General features: G+C 67.1%; 15 protein-coding genes. 14 read left to right on the forward strand and 1 reads right to left on the reverse strand.

What is annotated here, in order from left to right; genetic code table 11:
• The first annotated feature begins 60 nt into the window (after window positions 1–60).
• On the forward strand, window positions 61–1,032 hold the full coding sequence (locus IB257_RS21915) for a tripartite tricarboxylate transporter substrate binding protein (protein WP_088159533.1): 972 nt from the start codon (window positions 61–63) through the stop codon (window positions 1,030–1,032).
• Window positions 1,033–1,048: 16 nt separating this feature from the next.
• Here IB257_RS21915 and IB257_RS21920 read toward each other — a convergent pair whose 3' ends face one another.
• Window positions 1,049–1,966, reverse strand: coding sequence for a LysR family transcriptional regulator (locus IB257_RS21920; protein WP_175161845.1), 918 nt, complete (start codon window positions 1,964–1,966; stop codon window positions 1,049–1,051).
• A gap of 199 nt (window positions 1,967–2,165) precedes the next feature.
• Between IB257_RS21920 and IB257_RS21925 the strand changes: the two genes are divergently transcribed.
• The 13 genes from IB257_RS21925 (at window position 2,166) to IB257_RS21985 (ending at window position 24,888) form a co-directional block, all read left to right on the forward strand.
• On the forward strand, window positions 2,166–3,326 hold the full coding sequence (locus IB257_RS21925; RefSeq protein WP_175214236.1) for an acyl-CoA dehydrogenase family protein: 1,161 nt from the start codon (window positions 2,166–2,168) through the stop codon (window positions 3,324–3,326).
• 27 nt (window positions 3,327–3,353) lie between these two features.
• Window positions 3,354–4,403 carry an acyl-CoA dehydrogenase family protein gene (locus IB257_RS21930; protein ID WP_192492801.1) on the forward strand — a complete coding sequence of 350 codons (1,050 nt, stop codon included), beginning with the start codon at window positions 3,354–3,356 and terminating at the stop codon, window positions 4,401–4,403.
• Window positions 4,404–4,463: 60 nt separating this feature from the next.
• Window positions 4,464–5,660 carry a thiolase family protein gene (locus IB257_RS21935; RefSeq protein WP_192492802.1) on the forward strand — a complete coding sequence of 399 codons (1,197 nt, stop codon included), beginning with the start codon at window positions 4,464–4,466 and terminating at the stop codon, window positions 5,658–5,660.
• A gap of 41 nt (window positions 5,661–5,701) precedes the next feature.
• The gene (locus IB257_RS21940; RefSeq protein ID WP_175161853.1) at window positions 5,702–6,832 is read left to right on the forward strand and encodes a CaiB/BaiF CoA-transferase family protein; all 1,131 of its coding nucleotides are present in this window, start codon (window positions 5,702–5,704) and stop codon (window positions 6,830–6,832) included.
• A gap of 180 nt (window positions 6,833–7,012) precedes the next feature.
• Complete coding sequence (locus IB257_RS21945; RefSeq protein ID WP_054451229.1) at window positions 7,013–7,528, forward strand: sigma-70 family RNA polymerase sigma factor; 516 nt, start codon at window positions 7,013–7,015, stop codon at window positions 7,526–7,528.
• Window positions 7,525–8,481, forward strand: coding sequence for a FecR domain-containing protein (locus IB257_RS21950; RefSeq protein ID WP_192353511.1), 957 nt, complete (start codon window positions 7,525–7,527; stop codon window positions 8,479–8,481). Before IB257_RS21945 ends, IB257_RS21950 begins: the two co-directional genes overlap by 4 nt.
• 86 nt (window positions 8,482–8,567) lie before the next feature.
• Window positions 8,568–11,060, forward strand: a complete 2,493-nt coding sequence (locus IB257_RS21955) for a TonB-dependent siderophore receptor (protein WP_192492803.1) — start codon at window positions 8,568–8,570, stop codon at window positions 11,058–11,060.
• Window positions 11,054–11,329 carry a hypothetical protein gene (locus IB257_RS21960; RefSeq protein WP_054451232.1) on the forward strand — a complete coding sequence of 92 codons (276 nt, stop codon included), beginning with the start codon at window positions 11,054–11,056 and terminating at the stop codon, window positions 11,327–11,329. The genes IB257_RS21955 and IB257_RS21960 overlap by 7 nt, the downstream gene beginning before the upstream one ends.
• Window positions 11,326–12,822, forward strand: coding sequence for a PepSY domain-containing protein (locus tag IB257_RS21965; RefSeq protein WP_192492804.1), 1,497 nt, complete (start codon window positions 11,326–11,328; stop codon window positions 12,820–12,822). Before IB257_RS21960 ends, IB257_RS21965 begins: the two co-directional genes overlap by 4 nt.
• Window positions 12,823–12,898: 76 nt before the next feature.
• Complete coding sequence (locus IB257_RS21970) at window positions 12,899–13,819, forward strand: LysR family transcriptional regulator (RefSeq protein WP_125471094.1); 921 nt, start codon at window positions 12,899–12,901, stop codon at window positions 13,817–13,819.
• 96 nt (window positions 13,820–13,915) lie between these two features.
• Window positions 13,916–16,204: an FdhF/YdeP family oxidoreductase gene (locus IB257_RS21975; RefSeq protein WP_054451235.1), complete on the forward strand. Its 2,289-nt coding sequence runs from the start codon at window positions 13,916–13,918 to the stop codon at window positions 16,202–16,204.
• Window positions 16,205–16,210: 6 nt separating this feature from the next.
• On the forward strand, window positions 16,211–17,131 hold the full coding sequence (locus IB257_RS21980) for a bestrophin family protein (RefSeq protein ID WP_175214230.1): 921 nt from the start codon (window positions 16,211–16,213) through the stop codon (window positions 17,129–17,131).
• A gap of 224 nt (window positions 17,132–17,355) precedes the next feature.
• A complete protein-coding gene (locus tag IB257_RS21985; RefSeq protein WP_192492805.1) occupies window positions 17,356–24,888 on the forward strand; it encodes an autotransporter-associated beta strand repeat-containing protein in 7,533 nt (2,510 codons plus the stop codon).
• Window positions 24,889–24,986: the final 98 nt, after the last annotated feature.

Raw genomic sequence — 24,986 nt, forward strand, 5'->3', positions numbered from 1 at the left:
TGGCAAACGCCATGGCCGCGAGGCCATGACTATGAATGGAACAGCCTTGCGGAGACAAGTATGAATATCAGGACCCTGGCCATGACGGCGATGCTGGGCGCGGCGCTGGCGCTGGGCGGCAACGCCCGCGCCGCGGAAAAGTATCCCTCGCATCCGGTGAAGATCATCGTCTCGCTGCCGCCCGGCAGCGGCGCCGACACCACGGCGCGATTCCTGTCCAAACATCTGGCCGAGCAGTTCGGACAGCCGTTCATCGTCGAGAACCGGCCGGGCGCCAACAGCTTCATCGCCGCCCAGGCGGTGGCGACCGCCGCGCCGGATGGCTACACGATGTTCGTGGCCAGCAATTCGCCCATGACGACCAATGCCGCCGTCTTCAAGCACCTGCCCTATGACGCGATCAAGGATTTTTCGCCGGTCGCGCCCATCGCGCGTTTTCCCATGGTGCTGGTGGTGCCGGCCAACTCGCCATACCGCAACGTGGCGGACCTGGTATCGGCCGCCAGGGAAGCGCCCGGCAAGCTGAACTTCGCGAGCGGAACCGCGACCTATCAGGTGGTGCTGGAGCTGTTCCATGAGCAGAACGGGATCAAGGCCACGCACGTGCCGTACAAGGGCACGTCGGCCGCCCTGGCGGATCTGGCGGGCGGCGTGGTGCAGTACAGCCTGGCCGACGTCAGCGCCGCGCTGCCGCTGATACGCGGCGGCAAGCTGAGGCCGCTGGCAGTGACCAGCGCGAAGCGCATCAAGGACCTGCCGGACGTGCCTACGATGCAGGAGAGCGGCACCAAGGGCTACGAGGCCTATGCCTGGACGGCTGCGTTCTTTCCCGCGAAGGTCGATCCCGCCATCGTGGCGCGCGTGTCGGATGCAGTGCAGGCGCTGGTGCGCAGCGACGAGGGCCGCGCGTTCATGGCCAATCTGGGCGGCGAGTCGTTTGTCGGCGGCCCCGAGACGCTCGCGGCCTTCCAGAAGGACGAGCTCGAGTCCATGCGGCGCATCGCCAAGCTGGCCAATATCCAGCAGGAGTAGACGCGTCCAGGCCCCGTCATTCGGGGGCCGCGACCGTGGGCGCCGGCCGCATCAGGCGGCAGGCCATCTCGACGAAATTGGCGGTGGTAGGGGTGGCATTGTCCGGGTGCACTGCCAGGGCGATGCCCACCTTGATGGTTTCGGCCAGCTGCGAAACATTGACCAGGCGCACATTGCTGCCCGCTTGCCGGCGGGCCACCGCCGGCACGATGGCCACGCCCAGCCCGCTTTCGACCAGGCTCAGGATGGTCTGCACCTGGATCGCTTCTTGCGCAATGCGCGGCACCACGCCTGCCTGCTGGAAGGCATACATGACCAGCGCGTGCATGCCCGGAACATGCGTGCGCGAATAGCCGATGAACGGCTCATCCGCCAGTTCGCTCAACGCGACGTCCTCGCGCTGCGCGTGGCGGCTGCCCGCTGGCACTGCCAGCATCAGATGATCGGGTTGCAGCAAGGTGATGCGAGCGGCCGTGGGTTCGAGCACAGGGAATCGAACTAGCGCCACGTCCAGCGTGTGCGCGTCCAGCCGGCGCAGCAGATCGACGGTGGTGGACTCCTCGATGATCAGGTCGACGCGCGGGTAGTCCTTGCGGAATTCCGACAGCAGCCGCGGCATCAGCGAGTAGGTGGACGAGCCGACAAAGCCCACCTTCAGGACACCTTGTTCGCCGCTGGCACCTTCCCTCGCCGCGCGGCGGATCTCCTCGGCATAGAACAGAGTGGTACGTGCATACCGCAGCACAACCTGGCCTGCTGGCGTGGGCTGCAGGCCGGCCGGCAGCCTATCGAAAAGCTGTACGCCGAGCTCTTGTTCCAGCTTCTTGATCGCGGTCGACAGTGGCGGCTGTGCCATGTGCAGCCGCTCGGCGGCCCGATGGAAGTTGAGTGTTTCGGACAGGACCAACAGCTGCTTGAGCTGGCGTAGCTCCACGGGCGCCTCCCTTGATGCGCCGGGCTCGCGATATTTGTGATGTATTGCCCGGTCCACATCTAATATTAGACCGTGATGTGCCCCCCGTGTAGATTGCCATGAAGCCCGCGCGCTCCGCCGCGGGCCGGGTTTGCACGGCACTTTCGCAAATTGGAATGCGCGCGGCGGCGCCGTGACGCCGCGCGTTCCGGGGATCACATTGGGCGCTATCAACGAGGCACTGCAGCTTGCCGCGATTCCTGCGCAGGATGAGGCGTTGCGTCCGTCAGTGCGCGCCTTTCTGCGCGAGGCGCTGAAGGACATGCCGGCGGACCTACGGGCGCGCTCCTGGATGGGCTATGACGCGGAGTTCAGCCGCGCGCTGGCGAGGCAGGGATGGCTGGGCCTGACCTTGCCCGCCGCCTATGGCGGCGCGCAACGCAGCAATTTCGCCCGCTTCGTGTTGAGCGAGGAGCTGCTCGCGGCGGGAGCGCCGGTGTCGGCGCATTGGATCGCCGATCGCCAGACCGCGCCATTGATTCTGCGTTACGGCTCGCAGGCGCAGCGCGACTTCTACCTGCCGCGCATCATCCGGGGCGAAGCCTTCTTCGCCATTGGCATGAGCGAGCCCGATACCGGATCCGACCTCGCCAGCGTGCGCACGCGCGCTACCCCTGATGGCGACGGCTGGCTGCTCAACGGCCGCAAGATCTGGACCACCAACGCCCACCGCTCGCATTACATGTGCGCGCTGGTACGCACCTCGGGCGTGCCGGAAGACCGGCACAAAGGGCTGTCGCAGATGATCTTCGACCTGTCCTTGCCCGGCATTGAAATTCGTCCGATCCGCGACATCGCGGGAGATGCGCATTTCTGTGAAGTCCTGTTCGACAACGTCCGCCTGCCGCGCGATGCGCTGGTAGGCGAAGAGGGCAGCGGCTGGCGGCAGGTCACGGCTGAACTGGCGCTGGAACGCAGCGGTCCGGAGCGGATCTATTCCAGCATGGTGCTGATGGACGGCTGGCTCGCGCATCTGCGCCGGGCTTCCTCGCCGGACGAGGCGCAGATCCGCCTGGCGGGGCGCTTGGCCGGGCGGCTGACGGTGCTGCGGGCCATGTCGCTGGCGGTGACGCAGCGCCTGAACGAAGGGGCCGACGCCAGTCTTGCGGCCGTGCTGGTGAAGGACCTGGGTACGGAGTTCGAACAGGCCGTGCCCGAATGGATAGGCCAGGCCTTGCGCGCGAACGCCAATGCGGCGCCTGACGAGACGCTTGCCCGCACGCTGGCCTACCTGACCCTGATCAATCCGACCTTTTCACTGCGCGGCGGCACCCGCCATATCCTGCGCGGCATCATCGCGCGCGAGCTAGGCCTGCGCTAAGGCCCATCGAACACTGAAGGAGGGCCCATGCCGGCATCCATGCAGCAAGACCTGTACGACGAATTTGCGCGCGCCCTGGCTGGCTTGTGTCCGCTGGAGCGGGTCCGCGAGATCGAGGCGGCCGGCGAGGGCGCTGGGGCGGACAATCTCGTCGCCGATACGTGGCGGGACATCGATGCGCTCGGTTACGTGGACGCGTTGACGCCCGCGGAACTGGGCGGCGCAGGACTGTCGCTGGAGGACGCCGAGGGTTTGCTGCGTGCGGCGGGCGCCCTGGCGCTGCCTTACCCGCTGGCCGACACCATGCTCGCGCGCGCCTTGTTGCGCACCAGCGGCCAGACCGTGCCCGAAGGGCCCATCGCCCTGGCCCGAGCGCTGCCGGGGCCGCGCGGCCTGCGTTGCGTCCAGACGCCAGGAGCCGGACTGGCGCGCACCCTGTTGGTCCAGCGCGATGACGGCCTGTTGCTGGTGGCCGCGCCCGCCGCGTCGGACCCCGGCTTGTTCCGGCCGCGCGCGAGCGCCGCGCCCGAATGGGCGGACTTACCGGCGGTCCTTGGCCGCATCGCCTTGCCGGACGACGCCGTGCGGGCCTGGCGTGACGCCGCCGACGCCGCCGGAATAGCCGGCGCGATGCAGGCGGTGCTCGATCGCTGCGTCGCCTTTGTAGGCGAGCGCCAGCAGTTCGGCAAAGCGCTGGGGCGCTTCCAGGCGATCCAGCAAGAGATCAGCATGCTCGCGGAGCAGGTGGCATCCACCGCCATGGCAGCACGGCTGGCATGCGCCAGCGGGGCCCTGTTTCCCGACGCCACGCTTGCGGCCTGCGCGCGGCTGCGGGCAGGCGAAGCCATTCCACTGGTGTGCGCCCTGGCGCACGCAATACACGGCGCAATCGGGATCACCGAAGAGCTGGCCCTGGGCATATACACCACGCGGCTGCATGAGTGGCGCGCCATCGGCACGAGCGAAGACGAGTGCGCCAGCCTGATCGGCAGGCAACTGCTGGCCGGCGACAGCCCGACCTTGCTGGACTTCGTGCGCGGCGTCATGTCGGCTGTGCCGGCGCGCGTTGCCGCGTAGCGCAAGGCGGACCGACAGCCGCGCATTCTTCGAACTCCCTTGCAATCGAGGTATCGACTCATGTCCAACCATTCAGATCCCGTCGTCATCGTCGGCGCGCAGCGCACGCCCATTGGCGCTTTTCAGGGAGCCTTGTCGCACTACACCGCGCCCGAGCTGGGCGCTCATGCGCTGGCTGCCGCAATCCGTCAGGCGGGTCTGGCACCCGAGGCCGCCCAGGAGGCATTGATGGGCTGCTGCCTGTTCGCCGGACTGGGGCAGGCGCCCGCGCGCCAGGCCGTGCTGGGCGCGGGGCTGCCAATCACGGTGCAGGCGACCACGCTAAGCAAGATGTGCGGCTCGGGCATGAAGGCCGTAACCCTGGCGCACGACATCTTGAGCGCCGGATCGGCGGACCTGGTGCTGGCCGGCGGGATGGAGTCGATGAGCAACGCGCCGCACCTGATACCCAGGGCGCGGCAGGGATACCGGCTGGGCGATGGGCAATTGCTGGACCATATGTACCGCGATGGCCTACAGGACGCCTACGAAGGCCATCTGATGGGGCACTACGCCGATCTGGCGGCGCGCGAGCACGGTTTCAGCCGCGCCCAACAGGATATCTATGCGGAACAGAGCGTATTGCGGGCTCAGGGCAGCATCGCCTCCGGGGCTTTCGCGGCGGAGATTGCGCCCATCGCGGCGCGGAATCGCCGCGGCGTGGCGCCAGGCGCGCTGGTTGTCGACGACGAGACGCCGGGCCTTTGCGACGCGACGCGGCTGGCCGGTCTGAAGCCGGTATTCTCCACGGACGGCACGGTCACGGCCGGCAACGCGTCCTCGATCTCGGATGGTGCGGCCGCGCTGGCGCTGACGCGCCAAAGCCATGTGGCGGCGCTGGGACTGACGCCGCGCGCGCGTATCGTCGGACATGCCGCCGCAGCGCTGGCGCCGGGACAGTTCCCGGTCGCCCCGGTGCACGCTATCGCGCGTCTGCTCGACCGGGTGGGCTGGAGTCGCGACTCGGTGGACCTGTACGAGATCAACGAAGCCTTCGCGGTGGTTGCCCTGATCGCGCTGCGCGACCTGGGCCTGCCCGCCGAGCGGGTCAACGTCGAAGGGGGCGCCTGCGCGTTGGGGCATCCCGTGGGCGCGACCGGCGCGCGCATCATCGTCACGCTGCTGCACTCGCTCGAGCGGCGCGGCCTGCGCCGCGGCGTGGCCAGCCTGTGCCTGGGCGGAGGCGAAGCCACGGCCATCGCCATTGAATTGTGTTGATCCGGCGGCACATGCGCCGCCATGCATGGGGAGACGAACACATGGGACCTTTGGCTGGAATCAGGATCATCGAGCTGGCCGGCATCGGTCCGGGACCGATGGCGGCCATGCTGCTGGCCGACATGGGCGCGACCGTCCTGCGGATCGAACGCAAGGAGCCCGCCGACCTGGGGGTCAAGCGCGAGCTGAAGTACAACCTGCTGCTGCGCAGCCGGCGTTCCATCGCGCTGGACCTGAAGGACCCGCGCGCCGTCGCCCTGGTGCTGCGGTTGCTGCGCAAGGCCGACGGGCTGATCGAAGGATTCCGTCCCGGCGTGACCGAGCGGCTGGGCCTGGGGCCGCAAGCCTGCCTGGCGGAGAACCCCCGGCTGGTCTACGGCCGCATCACCGGCTGGGGGCAGGACGGCCCGCTGGCGCAAGTGGCCGGACATGACATCAACTACATCGCCGTCACCGGCGTGCTGGACGCCATCGGCCGCGCAGGCCAGCCGCCCACGCCGCCGCTCGCGCTGGTGGGCGATTTCGGCGGCGGCGGCCCCTATCTCGCATTGGGCATGCTGGCCGCCATCATCGAAGCGCGCCAGTCCGGGCAGGGCCAGGTGGTGGATGCCGCCGTGATGGACGGCGTGGCCTCGATGGCAACGGCGTTCTACGGCCTGGCCGCGTCGGGCGCATGGCAGTCCCAACGGGGCAGCAACATCCTCGATTCGGGCGCGCCGTTCTATGACGTGTACCCGTGCGCCGACGGCCTATGGCTTTCGGTCGGCCCGATAGAACGCCGCTTCCACGAGCTGCTGCTGCGGCAGTTGGGCCTGGACGACAATGCCATCCGCGAACTGGGGGATCACCAGGACAGGAACACGTGGCCCCGTTTGCGGACGGTGCTGGCTGCGGCCTTCGCCCAGCGCAGTCGCGACGACTGGTGCGAAAGGCTGGCACATCTGGATGTATGCGTGGCGCCCGTGCAGACGCTGAGGGACGCCGCCATGCATCCGCAGGTCAGGGCGCGCGGCACGCTGCTGGAGGTGGACGGCATCACGCAGCCCGCGCCGGCTCCGCGCTTCAGCAGGACGCCCAGCGCCAGGCCGACGGCGCCGCAGCCGCCGGATGCCGAGGCTTTGAAAGATTGGCTGGATCCGGAGGACTTCGAGGCATACGGCAAAGCGCTTTGAAAGCGGCCGCCGCTGGCCGCGAGCTGGCGCAGGCTCCCAGTCCAATCCGGTTCCGTTCGCTCGATCGGCCGCGCCGGCCGGAGGCCGTGCGATCGGAAACCGTGGATTGCCGGAGGGCGGATTTGTGGCGATAATTGCGATTAATTCCCATTATCGAAGTAATCCGACCACGTCCTCGCCATGTCTCCCCCCGACCCGACTTCCGCCGTCGCCGTGCAGCGCATCTACGACGCGCATCACGGCTGGCTGTTCGGCTGGCTGCGCCGGCGGCTGGGCAACAGCGCCGACGCCGCCGACCTGGCCCAGGACACGTTTGTCGGGTTGCTGAGCAGCTATCGCCGGCGCGCCATGCCGGAGTTGCAGGAGCCGCGCGCCTACCTGACCACCATCGCCAAGCGCTTGATGGTGGACCTGTACCGGCGCCATGCGCTGGAGCAGGCCTACCTCGACGCCCTCGCGGCCATGCCGGCGCGGCATGCGCCGTCGGAAGAGCAGCGCCTGATGGTGCTGCAGACGCTGCGCGAGGTGGACGCCTTGCTGGCGGCCCTGCCGGACAAGGCCCGGATCGCATTCCTGCTGTCGCAACTCGACGGCCTGACGTACGAGCAGATCGGCGTCGAGATGGGGGTGAGCGTGCGCACGGTCAAGCGCTACATGGCCGAGGCCTTCAAGCATTGCATCCTGGCGGCGTCATGACGGCAGCGACGGACGCCATCGATCCGAAGATCGCGGGCGAAGCCGCGGATTGGCTGGTGCGGTTGCATTCGGGGCGCTTCTCCGATGCGGACAAGCTGGCCTGTGAGCGTTGGCGCCAACGCAGCCCCGAGCACGACCGCGCCTGGACCCGGGCGCAGGCTGTCCTGGCCAAGTTCGGCGGCTTGCCGCCGGGGCTGGGGCGGGCCGCCATGAACGCGGACGCAACGCGACGCGCGGGTCTGCGGGTGCTGGCGGGGCTGATCGTGGGGGTGCCGGCGGGCTGGCTGGCATGGCGCACGGCGCCCTGGCAAAGCTGGACGGCGGACTACGCCACCAGCAGTGGCGAACGCCGGCAGTTCCAGCTGCCGGACGGCAGCGTGCTGGCGCTCAATACCGCCTCGGCGGTGGACCTGGACTATTCGGCGGAACAACGTCTGGTGCTGCTGCGGGAGGGCGAAATCCTGCTGCGTTCGGCCCATGCGGCGCCGCCGGACCCTCGGCCGCTGCGGGTGCGCACCGCCGAAGGCAGCGTGCAGGCCTTGGGCACGTACTTCGGCGTGCGGCAACTGGATGCGCGCAGCCGGGTCGCGGTGATCGAAGGGCAGGTTCGGCTGCAGCCGCGTGCGGCGGCGGCGGGCGTCGTGCTGGCGGCAGGGCAATGCGCCGAGTTTTCGGACCGTGAAGTCCTGGCGCCTCGCGCCTATGTCCATCCGCCGCAAGCCTGGCTGGATGGCGTGCTTTATGCGGACGACATGAGGCTGGCCGACTTCCTGAAGGAGCTGGCGCGCTATCGCCCGGGCCTGTTGCGCTGCGATCCGGCGGTGGCCGATCTGCGCATCTCGGGCGGGTTCCAGGTGGATGACACCGATGCGGTGCTGCTGGCGGTGTCGCGCAGCCTGCCGGTGCGGGTGGTTTCGCGCAGCCGCTACTGGGTCAGCGTGGCGCCGGCCTGACCGTGGCGCGCGGATTTTTGGCCCCTTTTTTCGCTTCGTCCGACAAGTCCATATAGCACCTTCGCTCGTACTTCGTCGGGATCAGCATGCTTTCAAGCAAGAACAACGCGGCCAGGCCAGCTTGCCGCACGAACCGCCGCGCCGCCGCTGGCGCGCTCTGCGCGGCACTGGTGGCTGTGGCGCCGGCCATCCACGCGCAGCCGGCTGCGAATACGTCCGGCGCAGCCGTCCAGGCACGGTTCGACATTCCGGCGGGCCCGCTGGGACCGGCGCTGTCGGCCTTCGCCGGGGTGGCTCGCATCAATCTTTCGTTCGACCCGGCGCTGGCCGAAGGCTTGCGCACGGCCGGGCTGCAAGGCGCATGGACGGTCGAGGCGGGGCTGGCCAAATTGCTGGCGGGCACGCCGTTGGCGGCGCGGCGCGATGGCGCCAATGTCTACACGCTGAGGCGCGTGCCCAACGAGCCGGCGGCAGTGCTGCCGGCGGTGCGGGTGGAGGGCACGGACGAGTCGGCCTACGGACCCGTAGCCGGCATCGTGGCGCAGCGCAGCGCCAGCGGCACCAAGACCGACACGCCCATCCTGGAGATCCCGCAGACGGTGAACGTGGTCACGCGCGACGAGATAACGATGCGAGGCGCGCGCAGCATCGTCGAGGCGTTGGCCTACACGCCGGGCGCCTATTCGCCGGGCGGCAGCGCCGATCTGCGCTACGACAACATCTACCTGCGCGGCGGCCACGCCGCGCGCAACAACCTGGACGGCGCCCGGCTGCCATTTGGCGCATACAGCTTTGGCATGCTGCAGATCGAGCCCTACGGGCTGGAGCGGGTGGAGGTGCTGAAAGGGCCGTCCTCGGTGCTGTACGGCCAGAATACGCCCGGCGGCCTCATCAATATGGTCAGCAAGCTGCCGACGCCGGCGCCCCAGCGCGAGATCGAGTTGCAGACCGGGAGCTATGGCCGGATCCAGGCTGCCGCCGATTTGAGCGGCCCGATGGACCAGGACGGACAGTGGAGCTATCGCCTGGTCGCATTGCAGCGCGATGCGGCCCAGTCCGCCCATTACTCGGAAGAGGACCGGACCTTCGTCGCTCCGGCATTGACGTGGCGGCCGTCGGCGGCCACCTCGCTGACCTTGCTGGGCTTCTATCAAAAGGACCACCAGGTGCCCATGTACGGCAATCTGCCGGCGGCAGGCACGCTTTACTCCAATCCCAACGGCCGCATTCCCCGCGACCGCTATACCGGCGAACCCGGCTGGGATACCTATGACCGGGAGCAGTACTCGGCGGGCTATCTGTTTTCGCACCAGTTCAACGACACCTGGACCGTCAGGCAGCAACTGCGCTACAGCCACATGCGGGGCGAGGCGCGCACCACCGTGGGCTATATGCTCAATCCGGTGGACATGCGCACCTGGTCGCGTTCGATGTCGCAGGGCAAGGGCACCGGGGCGACGCTGAATGTGGATACCCAGGCCGTCGCGCGCTTCAACACCGGCCAGGTCGGGCACGAGTTCCTGGCTGGCTTCGACTATCTGGACATGCGCGACACCTACCAGTTCGCCAACGTCATCGCCGGCGTGCCGCCGCTGGACCTCTACGATCCGGTGTATGGGCGGCCCCGGCCGGGCCTCTCGGACCTGATTCCCCGCATCGATTCGCGCCAGCGCACCGAACAGTCCGGCGTCTACGCGCAGGACCAGATCTCGTACGGCAACTGGCTGCTGACGCTGGGCGGCCGCTACGACATGGCGCGCGGCACGACCCGCAATCTGCTGACGTCCGGCAAGGTCGCGCAGAACGATTCGGCCTTTACCGGCAGGGCGGGCCTGACCTACATGCTGGAAAGCGGCCTGGCGCCTTATGTGGCGTACTCGACGTCCTTCGCGCCCACGGGCGGCACCGACTACGAGAGCAACCCCTTCCAGCCGACCAAGGGCCGGCAGATCGAGGCGGGATTGAAGTACCAGCCGCCGGGCAGCGACAGCATGGTGACGCTGTCGGCCTATCAATTGACGCAAACCAACGTGCTGACCAGCGATACCACGCCGGGCCGTCCGCCGGGCTTCCAGCTGCAGGCGGGCGAGGTCCGCTCGCGCGGGATCGAACTGGAAGGCAAGGCCAGCCTCGCGCGCGGCTGGGACGTGATCGCCTCGTACTCCTACGTCGACGCCGTGGTGACCAAGAGTTCCAACGTCGACATCGTCGATGGCGCGCCGCAGTCGCGGCAGGGCAAGAAGCAGTACTACGCGCCGGCGCACCAAGCCGCGGCATGGCTGGCATACAAGGTGCAGGAGGGGCCGCTGCAGGGTCTGGGACTGGGAGCGGGCGTGCGCTACATCGGCGCCGACTGGGGCGATGCGGCCAACACCTTGCGCATTCCGGCGGTGACGCTGGTCGATGCCGCCCTGTCCTACGACCTGGGCCGGATGCAGCCCGCGATGCGGGGCATGACGCTGTCGCTGAACGCCAGCAACCTGTTCGACCGCACGTATGTGGGCACTTGCGTGACCACCACGTCGTGCACCTACGGCGCCGGGCGGCTGGTGTTGGCCACGCTGCGGTACGCATGGTGAGGCCGCACGGCAATTGGCGCGGCGTGACGGCGCGCGCGGGCGCGGCCACGCTGGGCGCGTATGCGCTGGTTTGGGCCGCTGTGGCAGCGGCGGCGCGACTGCCGCTGCCGCCTGCCGACGCCATCCTCTATCCGGCCTTGGCCGCCATTCCCGCGCACGTGGGCCTCGCGATATGGGCTTTCGCGGCCCGCAGCGTGGGCCGCGTGTGGCTGATCATTGCCGCAGGCTGCGCGGGCTGCTGGGCCATGGCGTGGGGAGCGGCGGCATGAACGCCTATCCGGAAGGAAGCCTGCGCCAGCGCATGGCCTGGCTGCATACCTGGGTCGGCCTGTTGTTCGGCTGGCTGGCGTTTGCAGTGTTCCTGACGGGCGCGCTCAGTGTCTACGCGCCTGAAATCAGCCTCTGGATGAAGCCGGAGAGTTCCGCGGCTGGTCGAGCGGACCAGCCGTCAACCCTGGAGCGCGCGCAAGACTGGCTGGCGCGCAATGCCGCGGCGGCGGCTTCCTGGCGCATCGAGCTGCCGGATGCGCGCCGTTCCCTGCTGGGGCTGTCATGGGAGGATGAAAAGGGCGGCGGCGCCGTGCTGCTCGATCCGGCCAGCGGGCGCGAGATCGTGCCGCGTGACACCGAGGGCGGCGACTTCCTGGTCGAGTTCCACTACAGCCTGCATGCTGGCCAGGCCGGCATCTGGGTGGTCGGCGCCTGTACCCTGGCGCTGCTGGCGGCGCTGGTTTCCGGCGTCATTGTGCACCGGCGCTTCTTCGCGGATTTCTTCCTATTCAGGCCGCGTGCTTCGCCCGGCCGCGCGTGGCTCGATGCGCACAACGTCCTGTCGGTGCTGCCGCTGCCGTTTCATTGCATGATCCTGCTCACCGCCTTGAGCACGCTGTTGCTGGGCTATCTGCCCGCAGGCGTGCAAAGCCGCTATGGCGGCGACGTGGCGGCGATGGTGGCGGACGTGTTTCCGCAGCCGCCGGCCAGTTCGCCGCGCAGCGGTGCGAGCGCAATGCTGCCGCTGGCCGCCCTGGCGCAGCGCGCCGAGGCGGAACTGGGCGCGGGCAAGATCGCCGCGATCACGGTCAGGCAGCCTGGCACTCAAGGCGCGCTTGCGGATGTCTGGCGCCGGTACGATGACCGCCTGCTGGCCTTTCCCGACCGCGTCAGCCTGGATGCGGCGACGGGCCGGGTCGTCGATGCGCAAACCGCCTATCCTGGATCCTTGCAACTGATCCGGACGCTCGGAGGGCTGCACTATGGCTACTACGCCGCGCCGCTGCTGCGCGCGCTGTACTTCCTGCTGGCCCTGTCAGGCGCCGCCATGATCGCGACGGGACTGGTCCTGTACGCGGCGCGGCCGGCGGCGGCCGCCTCCCGCTTCGGCCGCGCTGCGCACCGGTTGAATGTGGCGATGATCTGCGGCCCGACGTGCGCCTGCGCCGCGTACCTGCTGGCCAATCGCCTGGCGTGGCCACATGCGGCGGGGTTGCATGAACGCGAGGTGACGGCTTTCTTTCTGGCATGGATGGTTTGCGGCGTGCATGCCTTGGTGCGAGGCGAGCGCCGCTTGTGGACGGAGCAATGGCGGGCGGCGGCGCTGCTATGGCTGGCCGTGGCTTCTGCCGATATGCTGGCGATGGCGTTCGACGAGAGCCTGAGGTCGGCTTGGGCACGGCCGCTGCATCTTGCGGTCTGGGTGGCAAGCATCGCCGCCGCCTGCGTCTTCGGCTACATGGCGCATCGCGCCAGCAAGCGCCGGGAGTAAGATCGGCCGCATGGCTTGCAAGCGGACCTGAACCGCTTTGCGCTATAAGCCGTGAAGTCGACGATGAAATCCGGGGATGTCCATGTTTATCCGTCAGCTCTCCTATCTCCTGGCCCTGGACAAATACCGGCATTTTGGACGGGCGGCGGAAAGCTGTCATGTCTCGCAACCCGCGCTGTCCAACGGCATCCGCGAACTGGAGCGCGAACTCGGAATCACGATCGTCAAGCGCAACCGGACCTTCGAAGGCATTACGCCCGAAGGCGAGCGGGTGATCCAATGGGTGCGGCAGGTGATGGCTTCGCTGGAGGGGCTGCGGCAGGAGGCCGATCTCGTGCGCAGCGTGCCGCAAGGCCACCTGGCGATAGGCGCCATTCCCACTGCCAACCATGCGGCGACGCTGCTCAGCGCCCAGTATCGGGAGATCCTTCCCCAACTGACGCTGGAAGTCACCTCGCTCAGCACTCCGGAAATCCTGCGCCGGCTGAAGGCCCAGGAAATCCAGTTGGGCATCCTCTATGAGCGGTCCGTGCTCGACAGCGCCGACTTTGACGTGATGCCGCTGTACGCCGAGCGCTACGTGCTGGTGGCGAACGAGCAGGCCTCCTTGCCGCGCCAATTGGATTGGTCGGAAGTGGGCGAACTTCCGCTCTGCCTGCTCAGCCCGGACATGCAAAACCGCCAGACCTTGAACAAATGTTTCGAGAGCGTGGAAGCCAAGCCGCGCGTGGTGCTGCAAAGCAACGACATCCGCGTGCTGCTGACGGAATGCCAGAGCGGGCGGGCATTCTCCATCATGCCCCTGAGCGCCTTGCCCGCCCAGTATGAAGGGGCCGGGCTGCTGGCGCATCCCATCATTCCCGAACACGCCGAGGACGTCTGCCTGGTCAGGCTGCGGCGCGACAAGCCGCCTGCCTTATCGGACGCCGCCTGGCAGATCGCCGGCCAAATGGACCTGGAGGCCGTCCTCAACCACTCGTTGGCGGCCAAACCTTGATAACCATGGATTATCAAAAGGTTCACAGGAAAAATTAGATCATTTCTTGTCGTTGCCGCATGCTGGCGGGAATTGGGCGCTTGAAGGAGACCAGCCATGAAACAACGACGTGAAGTACCCGGCATCCGCCCCTATGACGGTCCGGCGGGCGGCTGGGGGGCATTGAAGGCCACGGCCCAGGCCGTGCGGCAACAGATGGAAGTGGTGGAGGCCCCCGTCGTCCTGCTGCGTACCAACCAGCCGGCGGGTTTCGATTGTCCAGGCTGTGCGTGGCCGGACAAGGAGCACCGCTCCACGTTCCAGTTTTGCGAGAACGGCGCCAAGGCGGTTACCTGGGAAGCGACGAGCAAGCGCGTGACGCCGGATTTCTTCGCCCAGCACACGGTGTCTTCATTGCTGGCGCTGTCGGACTACGAGCTGGAGGACTTCGGCCGCCTGACTCACCCGATGGCCTACGACGCGGCCACGGACAAATTCGTTCCCGTATCGTGGGATGCCGCGTTCGAACGCATCGGCGAGGCGCTGCGCAGCCTGGACGCGCCTGACCAGGCCGAGTTCTATACCTCGGGGCGGGCCTCCAACGAGGCGGCCTATCTGTTTCAGCTGTTCGCGCGGGAATTCGGCACCAATAATTTCCCCGACTGTTCGAACATGTGCCATGAGGCGACCAGCGTGGGCTTGCCGCAATCCATCGGCATAGGCAAGGGCACGGTCTCGCTGGAGGACTTCGACCATGCGGAGCTCATCCTTTCCATTGGCCATAACCCTGGCACCAATCATCCGCGCATGATGGGCACGCTGCACGAATTGGCGCGCCGCAAGGTTCCCATCATCGTCTTCAACCCCTTGCGCGAACGCGCTTTGGAACGCTTCGCCGATCCGCAGAGCATCGTGGAAATGGCGACCTTCAGCTCGACCAATATCGCCTCGACCTACTATCAGGTCCGGGCGGGTGGCGACGCAGCCGCGCTCAAGGGCATCATGAAGGCGCTGCTGGCGCTCGAAGCGCAGCGCGGGAACGTCCTGGATCGCCAGTTCATCGCGGAACACACGCTGGGCTTTGACGCGCTGGCCGCGGACCTGGAGGCAACCTCCTGGGCCGACATCGAAACCGAAAGCGGCCTGCAGCGCGCCGACCTGGAGCATGTGGCCGAGGCCTACGCCAAGTCCAACGCCACCATCGTCACCTACGGCATGGGGATCACCCAGCACAACACGGGCACGGCCAATGTCAAGCTGATCGCCGACCTGCTGCTCATGCGCGGCAACTTCGGCAAGCCCGGCGCCGGCATCTGCCCCCTGCGCGGCCATTCCAACGTGCAGGGCAACCGCACGGTCGGCATCACGGAAAAGCCCAGCCCGGAGTTCCTGGCAAAGCTGGAAGCGGAGTTCGGCTTCACGCCGCCGCAGGGCCATGGCCATGACGCGGTGCAGGCCATGGAAGCGATGGTCGACGGCACCGCCCGAGCGCTCATCTGCCTGGGCGGGAACTTCGCCGTGGCCCTGCCCGATCCCGAACTCTGTTTCGCGGCCATGAAGGAACTGACGCTCAGCGTGCATCTGGGTACCAAGCTCAACCGCTCGCATCTGCTGGTGGGGCGCGAGACCTTCCTGCTGCCGGTGCTGGGACGCACCGAACTCGACGTCCAGGCCGACGGCCCACAATCGGTGACGGTGGAGGACTCGATGTCCATGGTCCACGCCTCGGCGGGCAAGCTCAAGCCGGCGTCCGCCGAGCTGCGCTCGGAACCGGCCATCGTCGCCGCCATGGCCCGGTCGACCTTGCCCCACAGCAAGGTCGACTGGCTGGGGCTGGTGCAAAACTACGATCGCATCCGCGACCTGATCGAGCGCACGGTTCCGGGTTTCGACGACTACAACGCACGCATCCGCGTGCCCGGCGGCTTTCGCATGCCCTTGCCGCCGACCGAGCGCAAGTGGAACACGCCCACCGGCAAGGCCATGTTCTCGGTATTCCCCGGCGTGCGCGAGCGTTATGAACCCTGGCCGGACGAGGTGCTGCGGCTGGTGACCATACGCAGCCACGACCAGTACAACACCACGATCTACGGATTGGACGACCGCTACCGCGGCGTCTTCGGCCGCCGCGACGTGCTTTTCATGAATCCGGAAGACCTGGCCGCGCAGGGCCTGGAACACGGTGATCTGGTGGACATAGAAACCGTGTCGCGGAATCGGACGCTGCGGCTGGCAGGCATCACCGCGATTGAATACAGCATCGCGCGGGGCTCGGTCGCGGCCTACTATCCCGAGGCCAATGTCCTGGTTCCGCTGGACTATATCGATAAGGAATGCGGCACGCCTTCCTACAAGTCGATACCGGTGCGCATCCGCAAAGCCGCGCAGGGAGGCGCCCAAGCGTAAGCCGTCATGATCGTCCGCCCCGCATCCCGCTCTCCCTGGCTGCTGCTGTTCACGTTGAAGGGATCGATTGTTTCCATCATCTGGAAGCGCGTCGTCGCCATGATGCTGCTGGCCACCGCCGTGGTGCTGGCGGAGCATCGGCTGCCCTTGAGCGGGGTGGGGCTGGGCGCGGTGCCGTTGACGCTGGTCGGACTGACCCTGGCCATCTTCCTGGGGTTCCGCAACAGCGTGGCCTACGAACGCTGGTGGGAGGCGCGCAAGCTCTGGGGCGAGCTGCTCATCGTCATCCGCAACCTGACGCGGCAGACGCTGAGCCTTCCCGACGGCCTGCCCGCCGTGCGCCAGCGTGAACTGGCGCACGGCCTCATCGCCTATGCCCATGCCTTGCGGCACATGCTGAGGCAGAGCGATCCCAAGGAAGACCTGCAGCCCTGGCTGCCCGCCGCTACTGCGACCCGCATCATGCAGGCGGAGAATCCGCCCAGTGTGCTTCTGGGCGACTTGAGCCAAGCCTATGCCCAGTTGCGGCGGGAAGGGCGGCTGGACAGCATCCTGCTCGCGGACATCGATGCCCAGATCACGCGCCTGTCATACATAGGCGGCGGCTGCGAGCGGATACGCAGCACGCCGATTCCCTTTGCCTACATCCTGCTGCTGCACCGGACCGTCTACATCTATTGCCTGCTGCTGCCGTTCTGTCTGGTTGGCAGCATAGGCTGGGTGACGCCGTTCATGGTAGGCGTGCTGTCCTACACGTTCTTCGGGCTGGACGCCTTGGGCGAACAGATCGAGGAACCCTTCGACCGCCTGCCCAACAACCTGCCCCTGGATGCCTTGTGCCGCGGCATCGAGATCAACGTCGGGGAATTGCTGGGCGACAAGAATTTGCCGCCGCCGTTGTCGCCGCAGGACGGCGTGCTGTTCTAGCTGGCATCTTTTCCGATCGGGTACGGCGCGCGATGTTGGCCACGCAAGAATCCAGCGTTGCAGTGTTACCGCTTATCGCTTATTGTGCGGATCTGTAAAAATTTGCATACAAAAGCGACGTTGGCTCCAGCCGCGTCCAATGCGGCGTCACGACGGGCGGAACGGCCCTTCCAATCCTTGCAATCTCACTCGTAGACCAGGGCCATGCACCCCTGGGAGGTGCCATGAACCGAATTTACCGCGTGGTGTTCAACGCAGCCGTAGGCGTGTGGCAGGCTGTCAGCGAAATCGCTGGAGGCCCGGGCAAAGGCCGCCAACGCCCGCGGCGCGCGCGCCGGGCCGGCTTGCCCACGCTGACCGCCGCGACCACGCTGCTGGCCGCCGCGCTTGGCAACAGCGCGGCCTACGCCGCCTGTACGCCTGTGGCGCCTGCGGACGGCACTACGCTCACCTGTAGCGGCACGGTCCAGGACTACTTCGTCACCGGCAACGACCTCCTCTTTGATATTCAGAACGGTGCTACGGTCAGTTCCAGCGTCATCGGCCTGCCCTCGATGCACCTGCTCGGCCGCGGGATTACGGTGAACAACAGCGGCGTCTTCGACCCGACGGGCGGGGGCACTTTCAACCAGTCCACCACGGCGCTGAAAATGGAGGGAGGCGTCGCATCCAACCTGACCATCACCAACAGCAGCGGCGCCGCCATATACGGCGCGTCAGGCAATTTGCCGCCGAGCCTGTCCACGTTCGACGGCATGGCGATCGAGGTGAAAAATGCCGGCGGCGGGCTGACCGCCATCGACAACAATGGCACCATCGGCTCCAGGGCGCTAAGCGGCGCCATCGAGGCTGCCGATGTCAGGCCGGTGATCGCCGTCTATGGCGGCGGCCGGGTCCACCTGAATAATCGCGCCACCATCCATGGCCGGGTTGCGTTCGAAACGTCAGGCCAGGGCAATGTCGTCACCAATAGCGGCACGATATATGGCAGCGTGTCGCTGGGGGCGGGCAGTACCAACCAGTTCATCGCGGTCACCGGCAGCAGCGTCTCGGGCAGCGGCTCCAGCGGCGTCCTGGGCAACAATCTGGGCGTCAACCTGGCATTCGCGCCGGTCGGCATCGTCGATGGCGGTGCCAATGGCAACAACACGCTGACCCTGCGCAACGGGTTTGATTCGAGCGCCGCCGGGAGCGGTGCGATTTTCTCGTCGGTGTACACCAACTTCAGCAACCTGCAAGTCGAAGGCGGGACCTGGGCCGTCAACGGCGCGCTGTTGAGCGGCGCGGCCACCAGCACCAGCCTGACGGGCGGCGAGTTGGTGGTGGACAACGGCGGTTTCGCTGGCAGCGGCGTAATTACGGCCGCGGGGGGGACCCTGCGCAGCTCGGCCAGCCAGCTGACCGTGAACAATCCCATCTCCCTGGCATTGAACGTGCCTGCGGGGACCAATGGCCTGACCGTGACGGGTTCCAACGCCATCACCCTCAATGGCGCGATCTCCGGCTCTGCGGGCGCCACCCTCACCAAGACGGGCAGCGGCAAGCTGACCCTGGGCGGCATCAACACCTTCAGCGGTTTCACCACGATAGACGGCGGACGCCTGGACCTCGCTGCCGGCGCAAGCCTGGCCAGCGGCATGGTCAACGTCCGCAGCGGCGGCACGCTTGGCGGCAGCGGCGCCCTGAGCGGCGCCGTGACCGTCGCCGGCGGCGGCCGCCTCGCCCTGAGCAGCGGCAATACCCTGACCACGGGTTCCTTGACTCTGAGCAACGGCGCCACACTCGATCTCGCCTTGGGCGCGCCGAGCCTTACGCCGATGGTCAACATCCAGGGCAACTTGTCGATCACCAGCAGCACCTTCAACATCATCGACGCGGGCAACCTGGCCAATGGCAACTACCGTCTGTTCAATTACACCGGTAGCCTGACCGGCACCAACCTCGTTGCCGCCAGTACGCCCAGCGATCTGAGCACCGTCGATGTGGGGCGGGTCTTCGACATCGCAGGCAAGACGCTGACCCTCGTCATCAATTCGCCTACCCTCGGCACGCAGTATTGGGATGGCGGCAATACTGTCGCCAACGGCGTCGTGGAGGGCGGCAGCGGGATATGGAATAGCGTCAACAGCAACTGGACCAAGTCTTCCGGCAATGACAACGGCGTCTGGAAAGGCACCAACGCGGTGTTCCTGGGGCAGAACGGCCTGGTAATGGTGAACGGCGCCCAGGATGTCCGCGCCATGCAATTCAAAACCGACGGCTACATCGTCGGCCAGCTTGACGCGTCCGGTGCGCTGAACCTTATAAACGGCTCAAACGGCATCGCGCAGGTAATCACAGATACCGACGTCAGCGCGCTGATCGGCGCGCCAATCCAGGGCGCCGGCAAGCTCACCAAGACAGGCGCGGGTTCCTTGATCTTGAGCGGAAACAACAGCTGGACGGGAGGCACTGCGCTCAGCGCCGGCACCGTGGTCGTGCGCCACGACCGGGCATTGGGCACAGGCAGCGTGGCGCTGGGGAGCGGCACGATCTTGGCGACCGATATCATCGATGTCGCACTGGCCAACAGCCAGGTGCTCAATGGCGTGTCCACGGTGCAGACGGGTGTGGGAACCAATCTGACCCTGAACGGAAACGTCAGTGGTGTCGGCGGCCTGATCAAAGCGGGCAGCGGCACCCTGACGCTCAACGGCGTCAACAACATGCTCGGCAACCTCAATCTGACCGGCGGGAGGCTGGTCATCGGCAATCCGTTGGCGCTCGGTACGGGGATCCTCAACGCCATCAATGGCACGTCGATCGAGGCGGGCGTGGCGGGCATGAATGTCGGCACCAATGTGTGGGTCAGCGGGACCGTGGCCCTCGTCGGCGATCGAGACTTGACCCTCTCTGGCACGTTGTCTGGCACCGGCGACCTGGTCAAGCAGGGCAACAGTACGCTAAGCCTGACAGGCGCCAATGCGCTGGACGGCCAGACTACCCTGAACGGCGGCGGCCTGCGCCTGGGGCAGGACACATCGCTGGGCAACACGCTTCTAAACGTGAATTCGGCCTCTACCTTGCAGGCTGCCAACAGCATCACCGTGGCCAACGAGGTGCACCTGGGCGCGGCATTGACCGTGGATGGCGCCAATAGCCTGGCCCTGACGGGCGAGATGAGGAGCGGCGGCGATCTGATCAAGAACGGCAACGGCACGCTGATCCTTGGCGGCAGCAACCTGAGCCGCAGCGGCGTCACCACGCTCAACGCCGGCACCCTGGCTCTGGGCCATGACAAGGCGCTGGGCAGCGGCCGTCTGGACGTGGCTGGCACTGCGAGGCTGGACAGCACCGCTTTCGTGACGCTGGCCAACGCGGTAGACATCAGCGGTTCGCTGACCTTCGCCGGCACCCAGGGCCTGGCGCTGACGGGCACGCTCAGCGGCAACGGCGGCCTGACCAAGTCCGGGGCCAGCACGCTGACCCTGAGCGGCGTGAATACCTTTGGCGGCGTCTACAACATCGATGCCGGCCGCTTGATCGGCAGCGCCGCCAGTGGCCTGGGCAGCCCAAGCCAGGTCAACGTCGCGTCCGGCGCCACCCTGCAGTTGAACCAGGGCGGCAGCGCGGGGCAACTCAATGGCGCGGGCAGCGTGGACCTCCGGGCCGGATCCTTCAATGTGCAGGCAGGCAGCTTCAGCGGCGCGCTGAACGGCAACGGCGGCCTGAACAAGACCGGAAACGGCTCCTTGGTTCTCAGCGGCAATAGCATCCTGGCCGGCGCCACGACGGTGGATGCGGGTACGCTGCGCGTGGACGGCACGCTGGGATCTGGCAGCGTTGCCGTGGCCAGCGGCGCCACGCTGACGGGCTCGGGCACGCTGACCGGAGCCGTCAGCATTGCCGATGGCGGCCGCCTGGGGCTGGTCAGCGGCGCGACATTGCGTCTGGGGGCGCTGGCGCTCAATGGCGACTCCCAGATCGACGCGGCCTTGGGCGTCGCCTCGCCCAATGCGCCAGCCTTGGCCAAGGTCGCTGGCAACCTGAGTTTGGATGGCAAGCTCAACATCATCGACACCGGTGGCTTCGGGATCGGCGTGTATCGCCTGTTCGACTACGTCGGCACGCTGACCGATCGCGGACTGGCGTTCGGGACACTGCCCTCAGGCGTACGCGCCAACGACCTGGAAGTACAGACCAGCGTTGCCAGTCAGGTCAATCTGGTGGTGGGGGGAACGTCCAACGTCCGCTTCTGGGACGGCAGCGGGCCTGCCGGCAACGGTAACGTCGAGGGCGGCAGCGGTGTATGGAATAGCAGCAACACCAACTGGACCATCGCCAGCGGCGGGTTCAATGCGGGATGGAATGACAGCTTTGCGGTGTTCGCGGGCAGCCCCGGCACGGTTACCGTGGAAGGAACCCAGCGCACCACCGGGATGCAGTTCACCAGTGACGGCTATCTGCTGACGGCGGGAGCGGCCGGGAAGCTGGAACTGGTGGACGGATCCGCCGGCTATGCCGCCATCCGCGTAGACGCCGGCAAGACGGCCACGCTGAATGTCGACCTGGGCGGCAACGCCACGCTGGCCAAGCTGGACGCTGGCACCTTGGCGCTCAATGGCAACAACAGCTACACCGGCGGCACCCGCCTGGCGGGAGGCAAACTGTTGCTGGGCACTGGCAGCGCGCTGGGCAGTGGCAGCCTGCGCGTCACGGGGGCGGCTGCGTTGGACAGCAGCGCTGCAATCGCGCTGTCCAACGCCATTGCCCTGGACGCGGATCTGACCTTGGCGGGAAGCAACAACCTTGCGCTGAACGGCGACATTGCCGGCGCAGGGGGGCTGGTCAAGCTGGGCAGCGGTACGCTCGAACTCAACGGTAATAACCAATACTCAGGGAACACGCAGCTCAATGCCGGTACCTTGATACTGGGGCAGCAAGCGGCCCTCGGAAGCGGTAGGTTGCACGTCACCGGCGCTGCCCATCTGGATACCGCCAGCAGCATGACGGTGGGCAATCGCATACAGCTCGATCAGGCGTTGACGGTGGACGGCAGCCACGATCTGCTCCTGAGCGGCGCAATCAGGGGCACTGGCGACCTCATCAAGCAAGGAAACGCGACGCTGACCTTGACGGGGCCGAACAGCGCCACCGGCGGCACAACCATCAACGCCGGGCGTCTGGTGGCGTCGGCGACCAGCATCGGCAGCGGCGCCATCATCAACAATGCGGCGCTGGAGCTGAACCAGGCCAGCGATGCCATCCTGGCCCAAACCATCAGCGGTAGCGGCAGCCTGATCAAGACGGGCGATGCCACGTTGATTCTTACGGGCGCGAATGCGTCGACCGGCGGCACCACCATCAACGCAGGCCGGCTGGTGGCCTCCGCCGCCAGCCTGGGCAGCGGCGCCATCGTCAACAACGCCGCGCTGGAGTTGAACCAGGCCGCGGACGCCACGCTGAGCCAAGCCATCAGCGGCGGCGGCAGCCTGACCAAAACCGGAGCGGGCACACTGAGCCTGACCGGAGCCAACACCTCCAGCGGCGTCACCCTCATCAATGCAGGACGCCTCATTGCGTCTTCGCACAGCCTGGGCAGCGGCGCCATCATCAACAATGCGGCGCTGGAACTGAACCAGGCCGCGGACGGCGCGCTGGCCCAGGCCATCAGCGGCGGCGGCAGCCTGAGCAAGACCGGCGCCGGCACGCTGACTTTGACGGGGGCCAACACATACACCGGCGCCACGCTCATCAACGCCGGCCGCCTGGTGGCATCGGCGGCCAGCCTGGGCAGCGGCGCCATCATCAACAATGCGGCGCTGGAACTGAACCAGGCCGTGGATGCCAGCATGGCGCAAGCCTTCAGCGGCAGCGGCAGCCTGAGCAAGACGGGCGCAGGCACTCTGACCCTGACGGGCGCCAACACCTCCACGGGCGCCACGTTCATCAGCGCCGGCCGCCTGGTGGCATCGGCGGCCAACCTGGGCAGCGGCGTCATCACCAACAATGCCGCCCTGGAGCTGCGCCAGACGCTGGATGCCAGCATGGGCCAAACCCTGCTTGGCAACGGCAGCTTGACCAAGACCGGCGCGGGCACGCTGACGTTGACAGGCGACAGCAGCGGCTTTGCCGGCAGCACGACCGTGCAGCAGAGCTATCTGGTCGTGGACGGCAACCTGGGCGGCGCGCTCACCGTAGCCGGCGGCGGCAAGCTGGCGGGCACGGGCTCGGTAGGATCCTCTGGCGCGAAGACCATCATCCAGAGCGGCGGAGCCTTGGCAGCGGGCCTGAGCCCCGATGCGGCAACGCCCTATGGGACGTTGCGCGTACAGGGCGATCTGGAACTGCAGGCGGGCTCTACCTACGAGGTGCGGGCCGACCCCGACAGCAGCGCCAGCACGCTGACCCAGGTGGCAGGCACGGCTACGCTGGCCGGAGGCGTGGTTCATATGGGTGCGCCGGGCAGTTTCGAGGTCGCCAAAACCTACTCCATCCTGTCGGCGAACAGCCTGATCGGCCGATTCGATACCGTGGCTTCGGACTACGCCTACCTGGCCCCGACGCTGAACTACACCAGCACCGACGTGACGCTGCAGTTGCGGCGCAAATCCAACGGCAGCTTTGGCAGCATGACCTTTGCCGATCTGGCCGAGACCCGCAATCAGGCCGCCGTGGCCAACGGGGCGGAGAGCCTGGCGCCTGCAAGCGCCCTGTACCGCTACGTTGAAACGCTGCCTGCGGGAACGCCCCAGGCCGTGTTCGACAGCCTGTCCGGCGAAAGCCACGCCACGGCCAAAGGCAGCATGCGCGCCGGCGCCGCCATGTTCGGCGCCAGTGCGCTCAATCACCTGCACGGCAATCTCACTGCCACGCTGCGCCCTGGCGCTCCGACCGCGCAGTCCGGCGGCACGATTGCGGCATCCGCCTGGCCAGCGTCCAACGCCTTGCCCATGTGGGCCGAGGTCGTCGGACATTGGCAAAACTACGCGGGCGACGGCAATGCCGCCAGCTGGAAACAAAACACCGGCGGCCTGTTCTTGGGGGGCGACGCCGAAGTGGCTGCCAGCGGCTGGCGGTTGGGCGGATCGTTGGGCTACACGCGCGCCGATGGCCAGGTGTCCGACCGCAGCTCCAAGGCCACGGTGGACAGCTACAGCGCCGCCATCTATGGCGGCAAATCCTTTGGCCTGGGGGCGGGCCGCCTGAACGTCATGGGCGGCCTGGCTTACACCTGGCACGACATCGCGTCGCAACGCCAGGTGACGTCCTTGAGCCAGACCCTCAAGGCCGACTATCACGCCAGCACCACGCAGGTGTTTGCCGAAGTGGGCTACGCCATGGGCCAGGACGACAAGGCAGGCATCGAGCCCTTCGCCGGCGTCAGCCTGGGCCAGCAACGTACGCGCGGTTTCCAGGAAAGCGGCGGCTTTGCGGCCCTGCGCGGCAACAATAGCAGCGACGACCTGGCCAGCACGACGCTGGGCGTGCGCGCCCATAGCGACTTCGCGGCAGGCGGCAGGGACGGGCGTCTGCGCGCCACGCTGGGCTGGCGTCATGCGTTTGGCGACTTGGCCACCCAGTCCACCATGGCTTTCGAAGGCGGGCAGGACTTCACTGTGGCTGGCGTGCCGCTGGCGCGCAACGCGGCGGTAGTCGGCCTGGAGGCCGAGGTGGACCTGAGCAATCGCGCCGCCCTGGCGCTGGGCTACAACGGCGAATTCGGAGGAGGCAACCGCGACCAATCGGCGCAGGTGCGTGTGCGCTGGGCGTTCTGAGGGCGAGCTCCAACCCGCGTATGCAATCCCGCGCTTTTGGTGAAAATACCTATTAAGAAAGCCAGGTTGCATGCCGTACCGACAGGAGATCTCGTCTA

Origin of the sequence: Achromobacter sp. ACM03, from assembly GCF_014851665.1 — a bacterium.
Taxonomy (GTDB): Bacteria; Pseudomonadota; Gammaproteobacteria; order Burkholderiales; family Burkholderiaceae_B; genus Achromobacter; species Achromobacter aegrifaciens.

Excerpts from the sequence above, each read along its gene's own strand:
- IB257_RS21915 (WP_088159533.1), top strand. The coding sequence starts at position 61 with ATGAATATCAGGACCCTGGCCATGACGGCGATGCTGGGCGCGGCGCTG.
- IB257_RS21930 (WP_192492801.1), top strand. The coding sequence starts at position 3,354 with ATGCCGGCATCCATGCAGCAAGACCTGTACGACGAATTTGCGCGCGCC.
- IB257_RS21935 (WP_192492802.1), top strand. The coding sequence starts at position 4,464 with ATGTCCAACCATTCAGATCCCGTCGTCATCGTCGGCGCGCAGCGCACG.
- IB257_RS21940 (WP_175161853.1), top strand. The coding sequence starts at position 5,702 with ATGGGACCTTTGGCTGGAATCAGGATCATCGAGCTGGCCGGCATCGGT.
- IB257_RS21945 (WP_054451229.1), top strand. The coding sequence starts at position 7,013 with ATGTCTCCCCCCGACCCGACTTCCGCCGTCGCCGTGCAGCGCATCTAC.
- IB257_RS21950 (WP_192353511.1), top strand. The coding sequence starts at position 7,525 with ATGACGGCAGCGACGGACGCCATCGATCCGAAGATCGCGGGCGAAGCC.
- IB257_RS21955 (WP_192492803.1), top strand. The coding sequence starts at position 8,568 with ATGCTTTCAAGCAAGAACAACGCGGCCAGGCCAGCTTGCCGCACGAAC.
- IB257_RS21960 (WP_054451232.1), top strand. The coding sequence starts at position 11,054 with ATGGTGAGGCCGCACGGCAATTGGCGCGGCGTGACGGCGCGCGCGGGC.
- IB257_RS21965 (WP_192492804.1), top strand. The coding sequence starts at position 11,326 with ATGAACGCCTATCCGGAAGGAAGCCTGCGCCAGCGCATGGCCTGGCTG.
- IB257_RS21970 (WP_125471094.1), top strand. The coding sequence starts at position 12,899 with ATGTCCATGTTTATCCGTCAGCTCTCCTATCTCCTGGCCCTGGACAAA.
- IB257_RS21975 (WP_054451235.1), top strand. The coding sequence starts at position 13,916 with ATGAAACAACGACGTGAAGTACCCGGCATCCGCCCCTATGACGGTCCG.
- IB257_RS21980 (WP_175214230.1), top strand. The coding sequence starts at position 16,211 with ATGATCGTCCGCCCCGCATCCCGCTCTCCCTGGCTGCTGCTGTTCACG.
- IB257_RS21985 (WP_192492805.1), top strand. The coding sequence starts at position 17,356 with ATGAACCGAATTTACCGCGTGGTGTTCAACGCAGCCGTAGGCGTGTGG.